The organism is Pseudomonas sp. 2995-1 (assembly GCF_002742505.1).
In the GTDB taxonomy this organism is placed as follows: domain Bacteria; phylum Pseudomonadota; class Gammaproteobacteria; order Pseudomonadales; family Pseudomonadaceae; genus Aquipseudomonas; species Aquipseudomonas sivasensis.
Window position 1 is genome coordinate 308,017 of the sequence record NZ_LJSA01000249.1, and the last position, 15,267, is coordinate 323,283.

Here is a 15,267-nt window from a genome sequence, read left to right on the forward strand (position 1 = left end):
CTGATGTTGGCCGGCTCTGCGTCGGCGGCCACGCTGGACCTGGTGTTCAAGCGGGCCGATGGCAGCCCGGTGGCGGATGCGGTCGTGACCCTGCAAGGCCCGCCCGGCGCATCGTCGGCCGTGCTCAAGGCGAATATGGACCAACGCGGCCAGCGCTTTGCGCCCCATGTGCTGGCGGTACACACCGGCACTCAGGTGCGCTTCCCCAACAGCGACAACATCCGGCATCAGGTATATTCGTTCAGCGCCGCCAAACGTTTCGAACTACGCCTGTACGAAGGCACTCCCGCCGAGCCGTTGCTGTTCGACAAACCCGGCGTGGTGGTGCTGGGCTGCAATATCCATGATTGGATGCTCGGTTACATCTACGTCACCGATGACCCGCTCTTCGCTGTCAGCGATGCCCAGGGCCAAGTGCACCTGGAGCAGCTGGCGCCCGGTGATTACCACGCCACCCTTTGGCACCCGCAGTTGGCGGATATGCAGCCCTTGGACGGCGGCACCCTGCATGTGCCTGCCGCTGGCCTGAGACACAACGTGGTGCTGGCCCTGGAGCCGGCGTCCGAGGATCTTCCGCCGACGCCAAGTGCCTTTGGCGATGCCTTCAATCGAGCCGCCCGTGAAACTGCGCAGTAGTTTCCAGGCGCGGGTCGCCAGCGTCCTGATCCTGCTGTTGCTGGTGGTGATCGGCGCACTGTATTTCAGCGTCAAGGCTGCCACCAATTCAGCGGTGCGCAGCCAGGCGCTGGCCCAGTTGGATGTGGGCGCGCGGGTTTTCGAGCGCTTGCTGGACGTACGCGGGCGGCGCCTCGCTGACGGCGTGCAACTGTTGGCGGCCGACTTCGGTTTTCGTGATGCGGTGGCCAGTGGCGATTCGGCGACGATGCGCTCGGTGCTGCTCAACCACGGCAAGCGCATCAACGCCAGTGACATGATCCTGCTCGGCATGGACGGCAAAGTCCTGGCCAGTACCCTCAGCGAAGTGCCCGAAGGCTCGACCTTCAAGTATGACCAGTCGCTGCGCGAGGCCCGGCGCAATCGCCAGGTCATGTTGATTGTGCCGCTGCAAGGCAAACCGCACCTGTTGGTGGAAGCCTCGGTGCTGGCGCCGCTGCCGATTGCGCGGGTGGTGATGGGCTTCAGCATGGACGGTGCGTTCGCCGATGAGTTGCGCTCGTTGAGCAACCTGGAAGTGTCGTTCCTGGCGATTGAAAAAGACCAGCCTGGCGAGTTAGTCACCACCCAACCCCAAGAGCTGCGCAGGAGCATCCTTGCATTGATGCAGGGCGATTCCACGCGCCGTGGCGTGTCCACCACCGATCACCTGGAGCAGCGTTTCCTCAATCAGTCGTTGGTATTGGCCAGCGATGAAAACGGCAAAGTCCTGGCGTTGCTGCAAAGCCCGCTCGATGCGGCGATGCAAGCCTTTGTGCCGTTGGATGAGAAGATCCTCGCCATCGCACTGGTCGCGTTGCTGGCTTCGTTGATCGGTGCCTTGCTGCTGGCGCGCACCGTGTCGCGCCCAGTGCAGGCGCTGGCCCTGGCGGCCGAGCGCATTGGCCAGGGCGACTATCAAACGCCCGTGACCCTGGCCCGCAGTGACGAACTGGGGTTACTGGCCCATGCGGTCAATTCCATGCAAAGCGGCATCGCCGAGCGCGAACAGCAGCTTGCCCACAATGCTTTGCATGATCGCCTCACCGGCCTGCCGAACCGGGCACTGGCCATGGAGCGTCTGGGCAGCGCCATTGCGTTGAATCGGCCGGTCGCGTTGATCTACCTGGGCATCGACAACTTGCGCGTCGCCAGCGAAACCGCCGGGACGGATGCGGTGGACCAATTGCTGCTTGCCGTCAGCCGTCGCCTGGAAGCCGTGCTGCGCCCCGGCGATACCCTGGCGCATCTGATCGCCGACGAGTTCCTGCTATTGCTCGAAGGCGCAGGCAGCGACGAGGCGGTGGGCATGGCCGACAAACTCCAACAACTGTTGCTGCGGCCCCAGCGCATCAACGGCCATGACCTGGCGCTGGACTGCCGTTTGGGCATCGCCGCATTCCCAGCCGATGGCGAAAGTCCGCACACCTTGCTTGAACGCGCGGCCATCGCCATGAAAGACGCCGCGCAAATGCCCGGTCGCCTGCAGGTCTATGAACATGGCCGTGACCTCGCGCACCGCCGCCAGATCACGCTGATCCGCGACCTTCGCCACGCGCCCAACCAAGGCCAATTGCTGCTGCATTACCAGCCCAAGCTGGACATTCGCGAGGGCCACGTACGTCAGGCCGAAGCCTTGCTACGCTGGCAGCATCCGCAGTTCGGCATGGTCTCGCCGGCGGAGTTCATTCCCTTGGCCGAGCGCTCCGGCAGTATTCAGTTGCTGACCCACTGGGTGATCGAAGAGGGCATTCGTCAGTTGTGTGAGTGGAACCGCCGTGGCCTGTACCTGCAGTTGTCGTTGAACATCTCGGCGGACGATTTGCTCGGCGATGAACTGGCCCACCGCGTCTCGGCGTTGCTGCGTCGCTACGGTTTGCCGGCTGAGCAACTGGTGTTCGAAATCACCGAAAGCGCAGTAATGCGCGAGCCGGAAAAAGCCCTCAAAGTCCTGCACCTGCTGCGTGATTGCGGCATCAGTCTGTCGGTGGATGACTTCGGCACCGGCTATTCGTCCCTCGCGCACCTCAAGCGTCTACCGGTGCAAGAGTTGAAGATCGACCAATCCTTTGTGCGCAACCTCGATGAAACCAGTGAGGACGCGGTGATCGTGCGTTCCACCATCGAAATGAGCCACAACCTGGGCCTCAAAGTGGTTGCCGAGGGCGTTGAATATGCCCATAGCCTGCGCCTGCTGGAGCGCTGGCAGTGCGACACGGCCCAGGGTTATCTGATCAGTCGGCCTTTGAGCGCCGACGCTTTCGAAGCCTGGGTGGCATTGCCACTCAGTGCGCAAACTTCCCTGGTTCATTGAGTGGCTGACGTGCGTCTTTCTCTACTGATCGGCTGCCTGGCCGCCCTGACTGTGCAAACCACCCTGGCCGACAACGGCCGCCTGATCGCCACTGGCGGTGCCAGCAGCATCGAGGGCACGGCGGGCGGCGGCATCACGCCGTGGGCGGTGCTGGCCGGCTATGGCGAACAGCACGAGTGGGGCGCCACGGCGTTCGCCACCAGCGTCAACCTGCCGGACTATCGGCTGGATGTGGCGGGGCTGGCGTTGGCCTATGACAACCGCGTCGAAGTCTCTTTCGCCCGCCAGCGCTTTGACCTCGGCAGCCTGGTGCACAAGCTGAATCTGCCGGAAGACAACCTTGGCCAGGATGTGCTCGGTGTGAAGGTCCGCCTGTTCGGTGACGTGATTTACGACCGCTTGCCGCAGGTTTCGCTGGGCCTGGAATACAAACACCAGACCAACTTCGACATCCCCCGCCTGGTCGGCGCCAAGCGTGACAGCGACGTGGAGGGCTACCTCGCCGCCAGCCGTTTGTTCATGGGCGCGGCGTTTGGCTACAACGTGCTGGTCAACGGTAACCTGCGTTACAGCCGCGCCAATGAAACCGGCCTGCTTGGCTTCGGCGGCGACCGCCGCGACCGTCGCAGCCTGCTCAAGGAAGGGTCGGTGGCCCTGCTGTTCAACCCGCGCTGGGCGGTGGGCGTGGAGTACCGCGAGAAGCCCGATAACTTGTCGTTCGCTGGCGAAAGCGACTGGGCGGACGTGTTTGTCGGCTACTTTCCCAACAAGCATGTGTCGTTTGTGCTGGCCTACGCGCGCCTCGGCGAAATCGCTACGTTGGATAACCAGAACGGCACCTACCTGTCCGTACAGGGGAGTTTCTAATGCGCCTTTTACCGATTGCGCTGGTACTGCTGCTCAGCGCCTGCGCCCAGCAACCGCCCAAGGACGACAGCCTGTACCGCGACCTTGGCGCCATGCCCGGCATCACGCGGATTGTCGAAGGCATGCTGCTCAACATTGCCCGGGATCAGCGCATCGTCGAACGCTTTCGGCGCGTCGATATCCAGCGCCTGCGCAACAAGTTGATCGAACAGTTCTGTGTTGAAGCAGGCGGGCCGTGCACCTACACCGGTGACAGCATGGCCGAGAGTCACAAGGGCCAGAATGTGAGCCGCAGTGACTTCAATGCGTTGGTGGAGGATTTGATCAAGGCGATGGACAGCGAAGGGATCTCGGTGCCGGTGCAGAATCGGTTGATTGCACGGTTGGCGGTGATGCGCGGTGAAGTGATCGAGCACTAGTTTCATGAGCGCCGGCGGCAAGCGTGGGAGGGGGATTGCTCCCGATAGCAGTGCGCTAGTGACATGAGCATTGGCTGACCCACTGCCATCGGGGGCAAGCCCCCTCCCACATTTTGATCTGTGTTGTTTATGAAAAAGGCGGCTACCTGTGAGGGTAGCCGCCTTTGTTTTGCCGCCGGTAACGCTTAATCCGGCAGTTTGAACGCCATTACGTAGTCACCCTGTTTGGTACCCAGGGAACCATGACCACCCGCCACGACCAGCACGTACTGCTTGCCGTCCTTGCCGGTGTAGGTCATCGGTGTGGTTTGCGCACCCGCTGGCAGGCGGCCTTCCCACAGTTGCTTGCCGTTTTTCACGTCATACGCACGCAGGTACTGGTCGAGGGTACCGCTGAGGAAGGACACGCCACCGGCGGTGGTGAAGGTGCCGCCCAGGCTAGGTACGCCCATGCTCAGTGGGATCGGAACCGGCGAGCTGTCGCGCACGGTGCCGTTCTTGTGCATCCAGATGGTTTTGTGGGTGGTCAGGTCGACCGCTGCCACATAACCCCACGCCGGTGCCTGGCACGGCAGGCCCATTGGCGACAGCATCGCTTCCAGGATCACGCCGTACGGCGCGCCTTTGTTCGGCTGCACGCCTTCGGTTTCGCTGACGCGTGGACCTTGCTTGGCGATGTCGGCAGCTGGGATCAGCTTGGACTTGAACGCCATGTAGCTTGGGTTCACGAAGGCGATCTGGCGCACTGGATCGACAGAAATGCCACCCCAGTCGAACACGCCGAAGTTACCTGGGTAAACGATCGAGCCTTGCAGCGATGGCGGGGTGAACGGACCGTCGTAGCGCATGGATTTGAAATCGATGCGGCACAGCAGTTGGTCGAACGGCGTCACGCCCCACATGTCGCGCTCTTTGAGCGGCGGCGGCATGAAGTTCAGTTCGGACTTCGGTTGGGTAGGGGAGGTACGGTCGCCCGCCACTGCGCCCTGCGGAACAGCCACTTCATGGATCGGCACGACCGGCTGACCGGTTGCGCGATCCAGCACGTAGATGCTGCCTTGCTTGGTCGACGCCATGACGGCCTGCTTCACGCCGGCTTCGGTCTTGATGTCGATCAGCGACGGCTGGCCGCCTACGTCCATGTCCCACAGGTCATGGTGAGTGAACTGGAAGGTCCACTTCACATGGCCGCTGTCGATGTCCAGGGCGGTCAGGCCAGCGGCGTATTTTTCGGAATCGTCGGTACGGTCGCCGCCGTATTGGTCGGGCATCTGGTTGCCCATCGGCAGGTAAAGCATGCCGAGTTTTTCATCCACGGCGAACATGGACCACATGTTCGGCGAGTTACGGGTGTAAGTCTTACCCTCGGCCAACGGGGTGGTGTCGTCCGGGTTGCCGCTGTCCCAGTTCCACACCAGCTTGCCGGTGTGCACGTCGAACGCGCGGATTACGCCGCTTGGCTCGTCGACCGAAACGTTGTCGGTGACGTGACCGCCGATCACGACCAGGTTCTTGGTCACGGCCGGTGGCGAAGTGGAGTAGTAACCACCTGGGGCGAAGCTGCCGATGTTGGCACGCAGGTCGACCTGGCCTTTGTCGCCGAAGTCTTCGCACATCTTGCCGGTGTCGGCGTTCAGGGCGATCAGGCGGGTGTCGGCGGTCGGCACGAAGATGCGTTTCGGGCAGGCATTCGGCGCAGCGGCCGGGCTGGCGCTGCCGGTTGGGCTCTGCTCGGAAGCGTAGACGGCGTCATCGTGATACGACACGCCACGGCAGGTCATGTGCGCCCAACCTTTGAAGTTCTCAGCGCCTTGGCTGCTGATCTTCGGATCGAAGCGCCAGATTTCCTTGCCGGTGTCCGGGTCCAGGGCAATCACTTGGCTGTGCGGCGTGCACACGTACAGCATGCCGTTGACTTTCAGCGGGGTGTTTTCCGCGGTGGTCTCGCCTGGATCGTTCGGGCCAGGGATGTCGCCGGTGCGGTACGTCCACGCCGGAACCAGCTTGTGGGCGTTTTCCGGGGTGATCTGCGCCAGTGGCGAGTAACGATCACCAAAGGCCGAACGACCGTAGGAATTCCAATCGCCATCAGCCTGGGACGGCGCAGCATTGGCCATGCCCGGCACCGCGTCGCGGTCCAGTTGGCCTTTGATCTCACCGGGGTTGGTGAATTGGCTGGCAAGGGCGGCAGCGCCGGCCAACACCACGGCCACGCTCAGCGCGCCAGTGCCCAGCGGGGCAGGTTGGCCACGCAGCAACGGACGGCGAAACCACGGGAGCAGCATGACGATGCCGAGGGCGAACAGCAGTGCCAGACGTGGCACCAACTGCCACCAGTCCAGGCCGACTTCCCACAATGCCCACACGGTACTGGCGAACAGCACCAGCGCGTACAGGCCAAGCGCTGCGCGGCGGGTAGCCAGCAGCAGGACGCCGGTGAGGGCGATGCCGATACCGGCCAGCAGGTAATACAGCGACCCGCCGAGCATCGTCAGCTTAATACCGCCGGCCAGCAGGGCCAGGCCCATGATCAGCAGCAAGACGCCTAGCAACCTGGGCAGCAGGCGGCTTGGGCTTGAAGCACCATCAGTGCTCATAGTGTGTTTCTCCGTGACGTTGGAATAATTGTGTAACCCCGTGCTTCACTCACTGTAGATGACGATTCGGCACAGGCTTGGTTCAGCGTTAATTCGGTTTTTCTGAGGATTGCGAGGGTTATCCACAGGCGCGCGATTTATACCCAGGCGCAGGTCCGTGTAAGACAGCGCTGTCTTGGTGTGTGGGAATATTCAGCAAGATGGGGTCGACCGGGGAGTGAAACGTTTCAGGTTATTGCCGACAAGGATAAAGCGCGGACGCGTCGAGAGAAAGCGCAAATCGCAAGATGCATCATTTCCGATTTGGTAACAGTGACAGAACGTCGCTGCACAATAAGTGTGAGAGGGGGCTTGCTCCCGATGGCGGTGGATCAGACACCGTTGGGTTCTCTGACCGATTGCCATCGGGAGCAAGCCCCCTCTCACAAGGGGTTAGCGGTGTGCGTCAGAAGGTGGTGCGGATGCCGAACTGCACACTGCGACCGGGTGCCGGTGCGATGTCCCGCAGGATCGAGCTGGCATAACGCACAGTCTGGTTGGTCAGGTTTTCACCGTTCACAAACGCTAACCACTGGCTGCCACCGACATTGAAGTGATACCCCGCGCTCGCGCCCAATGTGGTGTAACCGTCGGTGCCGCTTTCGTTATCCGGCACACGGCCCTGGCCTGCCGCGTGTTCCACGTCGATGCGTGCCTGCCAGCGGTCGAGTTCCCACAGTAATCCGCTGTTCAAACGCAGCGGCGCAATGCGCGGCAAGGCGTCGCCGGTGTCGAGGTTGGTGGCGCGGGTATAGTCGCCCGACAGCTCCAAGGCGAATTTGCCGTAGGCGCCTTCGCCGAGCTTGATGTGATCTTGAGCTTCAAAGCCGGCGAAACGTGCACGCACGCCGGAATATTCGTACTCAGGAATGCCATTCGCGTCTTCTTCACCTTCGTCGTTCAGCGTACGACCCGTGCCCAGCAAGCCGATGTAGTTGGAGAAGCGGCTGTAGAACACACCGAAGCTGCCCTTATGCGTGCCATTGTCAAAGCGCAGGGCCAGGTCGCTGGACACGGCTTTTTCTTTCTTCAGGTTGGCATCGCCCAGTTCGTAGGTGCCGGTGGCGACGTGGGCGCCATTGGCGTACAGCTCGTAGAAGGTCGGCGCACGTTCTGTGTAGCCCAGAGTCGCCGCCAGGGACCAGATCGGCGTCAGCGTATACACCGCACCCGAGGACACGCTGCCGGCGGTGAAATCGTTGGTTTTGTCGGCGCCGGCAAAGCGCGCGTTGCCCTTGGCATCCGGCTCGACGCTGGTGTGCTCCAGGCGTCCGCCAAGGCTGAGTGCGAGGCGCTCGGTGGCCTGCATTTCTTCGAGGATAAACAGCGCGCCGGCGTTGGTGTCGGTCTGCGGTACGAAGGCTTCTTCGCCCAGGGCCGAGAACTCGTTGCGGGTCACTTGGGCGCCGACCACGCCATCGAACGGGCCGATGGGCTGGTGACGCGCTTCGACGCGGGCTTCATAGCCTTTGTTCTTGAAGATCGTACCGGTTTCGCCGCCTTCGATTTCGCGGTGCTCGTAGTCGGTGTAGCCCGCGTCGAGTTTCACCGAGGTAAATGGGCCTTGCAGGTTGCGGATCTCGGATGCAAAGGCGTAGTGATCCTGCTTCATGCGGATGCGCACGTTCTGTTCGGCCGGCGAGCCGTAGTTGGCGTCGTAGCTGCTGTAGGACAGCCCGGCGTAACCGTCGTCCCACGTGTAGGAACCGCCCACCGCGCCACCGTCCTGACGTCCGTCGCTGTTGCCCAGGCGACCGTTTTTGCCGGGGCCGTCTTCGCTTTCCGGTGCATGGCGGCTGCGGGCCTGGCCGGGGATTTTCAGGTCGTTGAACTCCCGTGCGTTGGCGTCCAGGTGCAGGGCGAACGTGCCGTTGCCGGCTTCGAGTTTGCCCGCGCTGCTGCGTGTAGTGTCGGCGCCGCCGTAACGCAGTTCACCGGCGCCGTGGATGCCTTCGATGGCTTCGGTGGGGATGCGGTTGTCGAAGGTGTTGACCACGCCACCGATGGCGCTGCCGCCGTACAGCAATGCAGCGGGGCCGCGCACGATCTCGATGCGTTCGACGTTGACCGGGTCCAGCGGCACCGCATGGTCATAAGACAGCGACGACGCGTCCAGCGCGCCCACGCCGTTGCGCAAGATACGAATACGATCGCCGTCCTGGCCACGGATGATTGGCCGGCTGGCGCCTGGACCAAAGTACGAAGACGACACACCCGGCTGCTTGTTCAGCGTTTCGCCAAGGCTGCCTTTTTGTTGCAGGGTCAGGTCATCGCCTTCCAGCACGGTGGTCGGTGAAGCGAGTTGCTCGCTGCCCAGCGGGTTGCCGGTGATGACTTGGGGTTGCAACTCCAGGGCGTGGGCTTCGGAGCTGATCAGCAGGGCGGCGGCAAGCGGGGTCAAGCGCCACAGAGAAGAGAGGGACATCGGACATTCCTTGGCAAAACGACGAAAAGATTTGAAAGTTATAGTTACAATATAACATCTCTTTTTCGCGAGCCACGGGAACTTTTTATCCCTGAGCGGAGGGGGTGATAAGGTGTGCGCCTTCGTGATTACTTTTTTCATAGGCCTGGCATGACCGCGACAAGCAACGACCCCCTTCACGGTGTAACCCTGCAGCACGTCCTCACCACCTTGGTGGAGCACTACGAATGGGAAGGCCTGGCCGAGCGCATTGATGTGCGGTGTTTCAAGAGCGACCCGAGTATCAAGTCGAGCCTGACGTTCCTGCGCAAGACTCCGTGGGCGCGGGAAAAAGTAGAAGGGTTGTACGTAAAGCTGATGCGCACCAAACGTCCGCTGGATTGAATCCATGAAGCGGTTTATAGCGGCGACAGCACTGGCCGGTTGGGTGGGGTTGGCGATTCAGCAATACCTGATTTTCTATTCGCGCTGGTCCAGCGGCGCAAGCTTGCTGGGCGGGCTGATCAACTTTTTCAGTTTCTTCACTGTGCTCACCAACACCCTGGCGGTGGTGGTGTTGAGCTATGCCTTGGTCCAACGGGACTCGGCGGCGAAGCGGTTTTTTCTCAGGCCGGCGATCAGCAGCGGTATCACGGTGAGCATCTTGGTAGTGGGCTTGGCCTACAGCCTGTTGCTGCGGCATTTATGGCAGCCCGAAGGCTTTCAGTTGATCGCCGATGAACTGCTGCATGACGTGATGCCGGTGCTGTTTTTGATTTACTGGTGGCGGTGCGTGCCCAAGGGCAGCCTTCGCCTCAAGCACATCGGCGCGTGGATGATTTACCCGCTGGTGTACTTCGCTTATGCGCTGCTGCGCGGGGATTTGCTCGGGCAGTATCAGTACCCGTTCATCGACGTGGCCACCCTTGGTTATCCACAAGTGTTCGTGAATGCCGGAGGGATTTTGGCGGGGTTTGTGCTGATCGCGTTGGCGGTGGTGGGGCTGGATAAAGTTATCAAGCCCCGACCTTGATTCACGCTTCTTCACTGCCCTCGGCGCGCCAGTAGCCGACGGCCTTTAGGAACGTTTCATCGACCTTGTGCGTATCCAGCAGCACCCGGCGTACCTGGCGCGACACTTTGGTTTCGGTCGCGACGAAGCTGTACAGCGAGCCGCTCGGCAACGTCAGGTTCTGCACGGTTTCAAGCAGATCATCCTGGCCGCGAATGACCCAGATCACCTCGACATCGGCCTGACTGTGCAGGACCTGTTTCTCTGCGGTATTCGCGATCTCGATCACCGCCAGCACCTTTCGCCCGGCCGGCAGTTCTTCCAGGCGACGACCGATGGCCGGCAGCGCGGTTTCGTCGCCGATCAGCAGGTAGCTGTCGAACATATCCGGCACGATCATCGAGCCCCGTGGCCCGCCGATGTACAGGTGCTGACCCACCTTGGCCTGCTCGGCCCAGGTGGAGGCGGGGCCGTCTCCGTGCAGCACGAAGTCGATGTCCAATTCGCCAATGTCCAGGTCAAAACGCCGTGGCGTGTAGTCGCGCATTGCCGGCTGCGGGCCATCTCCCTTGATGCTGAACGTCGGGCTTTCCAGCGCCGCTTGCTCGGCGGCATTCTGCGGGAACAGCAGCTTGATGTGATCGTCGCTGCCCAGGCTGACAAAGCCCGCCAATTCCGGCCCGCCCAGGGTGATGCGGCGCATGCGCGGGGTGATGTCGACCACGCGCAGTACGTCGAGGCGGCGGCGTTTGATTTCGTGGGTCACGCGGTGGATGGCTTGTGTATTCATTGGGCTTTCCCGTCGGCAATGGCTTGGGCGGTGCCGTTGAGCAGCGCCGCGACACGAACGATTTCTTCCGGGCTCCAATGCCCGTGGTGCGAATGCAAGGCGTGACGCAGGTTGTGCACCGCCTCGTGGATTTCCGGCGGGCGATCCTGGCCGCGCAGCGAGCGCTTGCTCACCTCCATGCGCTGGCGAATGCCGTCGAGGGCCACCGCCTGTTCGCTTAAGAAGAGACGACCGGCGTCGGTGATTGTGTAGCGTTTTTTTCCAGCGTCGGCGTCACCGCTGATCAATTCGCTCTCTTCGAGGAAGGTCAATGTGGGGTAGATCACCCCGGGGCTTGGGCTGTAGGCGCCGTCGAACAGGGCTTCGATCTTGCGGATCAGGTCGTAGCCGTGGCAGGGCTGTTCGGCAATCAATGCCGGCAGCAGCAATTTCAAATCACCCGGGGCGAATACCCGTGGGCCGCGGCCGGCACGTTCGCGGCCTGGACGTTTCTCGAAGCCGTCACCGGGTTCACGGTGGGAATGATGGTCTCTCATTGTCATGCTCTCCTTGTGTGGATAAGACATAACGTAAGATATATCTTATTGGGTGCATAGCCACAGACGACCAACGGTCAGTGTGGCCTATCGCACATTGCAAGCATTTGGATTGACTTATTAGTGGTGCGGCGATCCAACTAAGATTAGAGTTGGAACTCGTACTTTCAAAGAGGCTTTTATAACTTCTGTTTTTTATGTGTGGTGTTTTTCCTACGGAATATTCACAACGAACGTTGTTGAATAACTCATGTAGTCCATGTCTTACGGAGGAAATTAAAGTTTTGGCAAAGTGCCATATTTTTCTGTATTTGCCCGTATACATTGGCTACGAAGGCATGGGAAGCAGCCTGCATACCTGTTTTTAAAGTTAGTGGATCATTCCTCTCGCGTTGCACTCACTTACGTCTCGCTGCAGCGGACCTCATTGTGTGTTGAATTCACTGTTCAACTTTCAATGGGGCACTAACTTGTCCTCAAAACAGGAACTCATCATGTTAAAGAAGTTTGCAATTGCTGCTCCATTGGCCTTTCTGGCATTGAACGCCTCGACGGCCTTCGCTGCCGGCGAAGCCAACCACACCGTCAACATCAAGGCGAATATCCCTACCACGGTGTTCCACGCGCAGCCACGTGATCCGAACTTCGGCCGCGACGAAACCCTGACCTACAACATCGTCAGCGGTGAGCTGGCGCCGTTGAGCGCTATCTACGACCTGAAGAACACCAGTGGTTCGGTCCACGCCTACATCGAAGGCGGCCCGGCTGTTCTGTTCAACGGCAACGTCGCGCAGAACATCCCGCTGACCACCACCCTGCACGGCGTTGAACTGACCGGCACGCCAAAAGAAGTGGTGAACGAAGCCGACTCCACCCCGGGCGTGGGGGCTGAACTGCGCATCGTGGCAGCTAAGCCTACGGCCACCCAGCGTGGTGCCTACACCTCCGCTGTGGCGCTGGTGTTCGATGCGGTGCCGCCAACGCCAGCACCTTGATGGTGTAGGTGCCCGCCGGGCTTTCTTGCCCGCGGGCATTTGCGTTCGGGCCGGCCGATTTTCCCCCATTGGTCGGCCTGTTTTTTATCAAGTCTCCTGGCCCTCAGAGAGTTCCTTTCATGTTCCCGATGACGCCCATCGCGGTTGCGCTTGCGCTAGTGATTTGTACGAGTGCCTTGGCCGCGCCCACGTCAGGCACCGTCACGCCTGGCAGTTTGTTGACCCAGGCTCAGGGTTTGCCTGCCGGGTTCGGCGACCATTTTTTCGACGTACCGCTGGCGGTACAGGTCGAACTGGATCAGCAACCCCTGGGGGAAGCCTTGATTGTGCTGTCCCAGGACGAACGGGTGACGCTGCTGGAGTTCACCGATACCGGCGACAGCAAAGTCCCCGCCACCACCCGCGACACCTGGCAAGCCTTGCTGGAGAACGGCGTCGGCCTTGGCGCATGCACCCAGGCGTGCCCGCAGCAACTGGTGTCAGTGCACTACAACCTGGAAAGCTCGCTGCTGTCGATCATCACCCAGAACGTCGAACACACCAGCGACGCACCGCGTTTTCACGCGCAGCCCGAAGGCGGTAGCCGTGGCTTGATCATCAACAACCAGCTCAACCTCAACGGCGGCCAGGAAGAAAACCTGGGCGGACGTTATGGTTTGCAGGCCAGTGCCAGCCTGGGCAATTGGACCCAGGTGTTCAACTTGCAGCTGGCGCGCCAGAGTGGCGACGAAGAACAACTGCGCCATGCAATCCATGAGCTGTATACCCAGCGAGAACTGGAAGGCCAGTTTTTGCGCCTGGGCCATTTCACCCCCAATTCCGACGGCCTGACCCGGCAGTTGCGCAGCTTTGGCGCCAGCCCGGATACCGCGTTAGGCGTCATGTACGGCAGCTCCGACAGCCTGGCGATCAACAATGCCAAGGCCAGCGTTTACCCGATCTACGTCACCGCCAATCGCCAGGCCGCCGTGGAGATTTACCGCAACGGTCTGCTGATCAACACCCAGGCGGTCGCGGCCGGTTTGCAGACCCTGGATACGCGGCCGTTGCCCGGCGGCATCTACGAAGTCGAAGTGCGCCTGGTGGAAGACGGCCTCACCGTCAGCACCTCCCAAGAGCTGGTGTACAAACCCAGCAACTGGCGCAACGTCGATGACCGCTGGCGCTACAACGTGTTTGCCGGGCGCGAAACCAAGCTGTTCAGCAACTGGGATGAACAGTCTTCCGGCTCGATCACCGCGGGTGCCTCGGTCAATTACCTGGTGCATCCCCGGGTGATTCTCGGCCTGTCGGCGCGGGAAGTGCGTGAGCAACTGCAATACGGCGGTTCGGTGGACTGGACGGTGGCTAACAACACCAGCCTCTACACCAACCTCTACCAGACCCGCGAACACGGCACCGGCCTGGACGTTCAGGGCCTCTACACGTTTGGCGCCACCAACCTGGTGCTCAGCCATAACCGCAGTTGGCTCGACACCCGCGACACCTTCGAGACCCTGCCCGACGGCACCCGCCTGCGGCGCAACACCTTTGTTGGCCAGACCAGTAACTCGGCACTCTCGGTGAACCACCGGGTCGACGCGCGCAATTCCTGGAACCTGCGCCTGTCCCACAGCGAGGGCAATGCCGAAGGCGCAGGGCTCGACCTGGGCTGGAGCCGCCGCGACACCTTGTGGGGCAGCGACGCCAACTGGCGTTTCTCGGTGTTCGACCGACCGGGCACGTCCGGCACCAACGACAAGCGCAACCGCGGCGTGGACCTCTCTGTGAGCCTGGCCCTGGGCGGAGATGGCCGGCAGATTTCCGGCAGCATCGGCACCCGCACCGCGCGGGACGGCGGTCGCGATAACAATGCGTCGGTCACCGTTCGCCAGGACCTCACCGACCACCTGCTGCAAAGCGTCTCGGCCACCGCCATCACCGACACCTATGGCGTCGGGTTCTCGGGCATGGCCAGTTTCGACAGTGATGTGGTCAGCGGCGACGGCTTCATCCAACGCAGCTCGTTCAACGGCGACCTCAGCGGCGGCCTGAACCTGCACAGCACCTTCGTTGCCGGTGGCGACCAGATGCTGATGACCAGCCAGTACCAGAGCAATGGCGCGGGCATGATCGTCGACGTCGAAACCGATCTGGATGAGATCACCCTGCGTGCCGACGACTTCAGCGGCGGCGGCGCCATCCTGCGTCCTGGGCGCAACTTCGTACCGGTGGCGGCCTACAAGAGCAGCACGGTGAACTTCGACTTCGACGGCAACCATCCACCGGCGGCCAATATCCAGCCGGCGCGAACTACCTACCACCTGAACAAGGGCGGGGTGGACTACCGGAAAATTACCGTCATGAAAACCGTGTCGGTACTCGGGCGCCTGCTCGATGCCCAGGGCCAGCCGCTCAGGGGGCATCACGTGATCAACCACGCCAGCCGTGGGGTCAGCGAGGCCGACGGGTTCTTCTCCATGGAAATGAGCGCCAGCTCGCCAACCCTCGAAGTGCGCTACCGCAACCAATTGCTGTGCCAGTTCCGCCTGGACCCGGCCACCTCCGCCAATGAACAGGACGTGTTGATGATCGGTGACCTGCGCTGCACGCCGGACACCCTCGCCGAACACATATCCAGCACCCAGACCGCAGGTTGAG

Annotated in this window: 12 protein-coding genes; 8 read left to right on the forward strand and 4 right to left on the reverse strand. The window is 61.5% G+C overall.

All coding sequences use genetic code 11. The features are described from left to right. Positions 1 to 3: 3 nt before the first annotated feature. From AOA61_RS04225 to AOA61_RS04240, 4 genes are read left to right on the forward strand one after another with little or no spacing between them, the layout of a single operon-like run. Positions 4 to 636, forward strand: a complete 633-nt coding sequence (locus AOA61_RS04225; protein ID WP_163033162.1) for a methylamine utilization protein — start codon at positions 4 to 6, stop codon at positions 634 to 636. Further along, positions 620 to 2,968: an EAL domain-containing protein gene (locus AOA61_RS04230; RefSeq protein ID WP_032891872.1), complete on the forward strand. Its 2,349-nt coding sequence runs from the start codon at positions 620 to 622 to the stop codon at positions 2,966 to 2,968. Before AOA61_RS04225 ends, AOA61_RS04230 begins: the two co-directional genes overlap by 17 nt. A 9-nt stretch (positions 2,969 to 2,977) precedes the next feature. Next, positions 2,978 to 3,835 (forward strand): DUF3034 family protein, encoded by an 858-nt coding sequence (locus tag AOA61_RS04235; RefSeq protein WP_099601196.1) that lies wholly within the window; start codon positions 2,978 to 2,980, stop codon positions 3,833 to 3,835. Beyond that, positions 3,835 to 4,254, forward strand: coding sequence for a group 1 truncated hemoglobin (locus AOA61_RS04240; RefSeq protein ID WP_032891871.1), 420 nt, complete (start codon positions 3,835 to 3,837; stop codon positions 4,252 to 4,254). The genes AOA61_RS04235 and AOA61_RS04240 overlap by 1 nt, the downstream gene beginning before the upstream one ends. 185 nt (positions 4,255 to 4,439) lie before the next feature. Here AOA61_RS04240 and AOA61_RS04245 read toward each other — a convergent pair whose 3' ends face one another. Together AOA61_RS04245 and AOA61_RS04250 are read right to left on the reverse strand one after the other, a co-directional pair. Then, positions 4,440 to 6,851: a glucose/quinate/shikimate family membrane-bound PQQ-dependent dehydrogenase gene (locus AOA61_RS04245; protein ID WP_032891870.1), complete on the reverse strand. Its 2,412-nt coding sequence runs from the start codon at positions 6,849 to 6,851 to the stop codon at positions 4,440 to 4,442. 445 nt (positions 6,852 to 7,296) lie between these two features. Further along, positions 7,297 to 9,315, reverse strand: coding sequence for a TonB-dependent receptor (locus AOA61_RS04250; protein WP_099601197.1), 2,019 nt, complete (start codon positions 9,313 to 9,315; stop codon positions 7,297 to 7,299). A gap of 150 nt (positions 9,316 to 9,465) precedes the next feature. Between AOA61_RS04250 and AOA61_RS04255 the strand changes: the two genes are divergently transcribed. Both AOA61_RS04255 and AOA61_RS04260 read left to right on the forward strand, forming a co-directional pair. Beyond that, complete coding sequence (locus AOA61_RS04255; RefSeq protein WP_016977534.1) at positions 9,466 to 9,699, forward strand: VF530 family DNA-binding protein; 234 nt, start codon at positions 9,466 to 9,468, stop codon at positions 9,697 to 9,699. 4 nt (positions 9,700 to 9,703) lie between these two features. After that, positions 9,704 to 10,327 (forward strand): Pr6Pr family membrane protein, encoded by a 624-nt coding sequence (locus tag AOA61_RS04260; protein ID WP_032891866.1) that lies wholly within the window; start codon positions 9,704 to 9,706, stop codon positions 10,325 to 10,327. 1 nt (position 10,328) lies between these two features. On the opposite strand, the gene AOA61_RS04265 is transcribed toward AOA61_RS04260, so the two are convergent. Both AOA61_RS04265 and AOA61_RS04270 read right to left on the reverse strand, forming a co-directional pair. Further along, positions 10,329 to 11,096: a siderophore-interacting protein gene (locus tag AOA61_RS04265; RefSeq protein ID WP_032891864.1), complete on the reverse strand. Its 768-nt coding sequence runs from the start codon at positions 11,094 to 11,096 to the stop codon at positions 10,329 to 10,331. Continuing rightward, positions 11,093 to 11,632, reverse strand: coding sequence for a PadR family transcriptional regulator (locus AOA61_RS04270; RefSeq protein ID WP_032891863.1), 540 nt, complete (start codon positions 11,630 to 11,632; stop codon positions 11,093 to 11,095). Before AOA61_RS04270 ends, AOA61_RS04265 begins: the two co-directional genes overlap by 4 nt. A 494-nt stretch (positions 11,633 to 12,126) precedes the next feature. On the opposite strand from AOA61_RS04270, the gene AOA61_RS04275 reads away from it, so the two are divergent. Together AOA61_RS04275 and AOA61_RS04280 are read left to right on the forward strand one after the other, a co-directional pair. Then, entirely contained in the window at positions 12,127 to 12,627 is a 501-nt protein-coding gene (locus tag AOA61_RS04275) for a CS1 type fimbrial major subunit (RefSeq protein ID WP_099601198.1), read from the forward strand. Between the two features lie 119 nt (positions 12,628 to 12,746). Continuing rightward, positions 12,747 to 15,266 (forward strand): CS1-pili formation C-terminal domain-containing protein, encoded by a 2,520-nt coding sequence (locus AOA61_RS04280; RefSeq protein WP_099601199.1) that lies wholly within the window; start codon positions 12,747 to 12,749, stop codon positions 15,264 to 15,266. Position 15,267 lies beyond the last annotated feature (1 nt).

Excerpts from the sequence above, each read along its gene's own strand:
- AOA61_RS04225 (WP_163033162.1), top strand. The coding sequence starts at position 4 with ATGTTGGCCGGCTCTGCGTCGGCGGCCACGCTGGACCTGGTGTTCAAG.
- AOA61_RS04240 (WP_032891871.1), top strand. The coding sequence starts at position 3,835 with ATGCGCCTTTTACCGATTGCGCTGGTACTGCTGCTCAGCGCCTGCGCC.
- AOA61_RS04245 (WP_032891870.1), bottom strand. The coding sequence starts at position 6,851 with ATGAGCACTGATGGTGCTTCAAGCCCAAGCCGCCTGCTGCCCAGGTTG.
- AOA61_RS04250 (WP_099601197.1), bottom strand. The coding sequence starts at position 9,315 with ATGTCCCTCTCTTCTCTGTGGCGCTTGACCCCGCTTGCCGCCGCCCTG.
- AOA61_RS04255 (WP_016977534.1), top strand. The coding sequence starts at position 9,466 with ATGACCGCGACAAGCAACGACCCCCTTCACGGTGTAACCCTGCAGCAC.
- AOA61_RS04260 (WP_032891866.1), top strand. The coding sequence starts at position 9,704 with ATGAAGCGGTTTATAGCGGCGACAGCACTGGCCGGTTGGGTGGGGTTG.
- AOA61_RS04265 (WP_032891864.1), bottom strand. The coding sequence starts at position 11,096 with ATGAATACACAAGCCATCCACCGCGTGACCCACGAAATCAAACGCCGC.
- AOA61_RS04270 (WP_032891863.1), bottom strand. The coding sequence starts at position 11,632 with ATGAGAGACCATCATTCCCACCGTGAACCCGGTGACGGCTTCGAGAAA.
- AOA61_RS04275 (WP_099601198.1), top strand. The coding sequence starts at position 12,127 with ATGTTAAAGAAGTTTGCAATTGCTGCTCCATTGGCCTTTCTGGCATTG.
- AOA61_RS04280 (WP_099601199.1), top strand. The coding sequence starts at position 12,747 with ATGTTCCCGATGACGCCCATCGCGGTTGCGCTTGCGCTAGTGATTTGT.